1 protein-coding gene is annotated in these 625 nt (G+C 25.8%); it reads right to left on the bottom strand.

What is annotated here, in order from left to right; all coding sequences use genetic code 11:
- Positions 1–66 precede the first annotated feature (66 nt).
- On the bottom strand, positions 67–570 hold the full coding sequence (locus AJ932_RS08485) for a hypothetical protein (RefSeq protein WP_070278807.1): 504 nt from the start codon (positions 568–570) through the stop codon (positions 67–69).
- Between the last annotated feature and the right edge of the window lie 55 nt (positions 571–625).

Genomic DNA, 625 nt, shown 5'->3' with positions numbered 1-625 from the left:
TTAGTGATAAAATCTTTACTATAAAGTTTAAAATCCAAACCATAAGGAGTGAATTTTTGATAGTCTTTAAAGATTTTCATATACCACATACACACTCGCAATTAATAAAAAGATATTACACACAAACCCTATAAGCCAACTTAATTTTTTGCATTTTTCTCCTGTGCTATAACATTTAAATAAATAAGCTTGTAATAAACAAGGAAATATAAAAAAAGTGATCGCTAAAAAGACAATGGTGATACCACTTAAAAATCCAAAATAATTATACGCTTTATACTCTTGCGGTGATAATTTTTCAATTTCTGGAGGACCAAGTAATACAAGCCCTCTAGAAGTTTCAAGATCATAAGTAAGATAAAATACGATAACAATAGCCATAAAAAAGATAATAAAAGATATTAAAAAATAAGATTTTACAAATTCTTTTATATTAATCTTAATCCAATAATTTAAAATAGAAAAGGCAATAAGAACGCTTAGAGCTATAAGATAAATTCTTGCAACAGTAAAACTAGCAATAAACAAAATCAAACCCCAAAAAATAGAAAGTGTAATGCTATCTCCCATTTAAACTCCTGTATTATAAAGCACATTATAAGCTTTATCTTTAAAATCAAGTTTA

This window comes from Campylobacter sp. BCW_6873 (genome assembly GCF_001762365.1).
GTDB classification, from domain to species: Bacteria; Campylobacterota; Campylobacteria; order Campylobacterales; family Campylobacteraceae; genus Campylobacter_D; species Campylobacter_D jejuni.
Note: the sequence above shows the minus strand (reverse complement) of the source record. Positions and strands in the feature narration are given on the sequence as shown.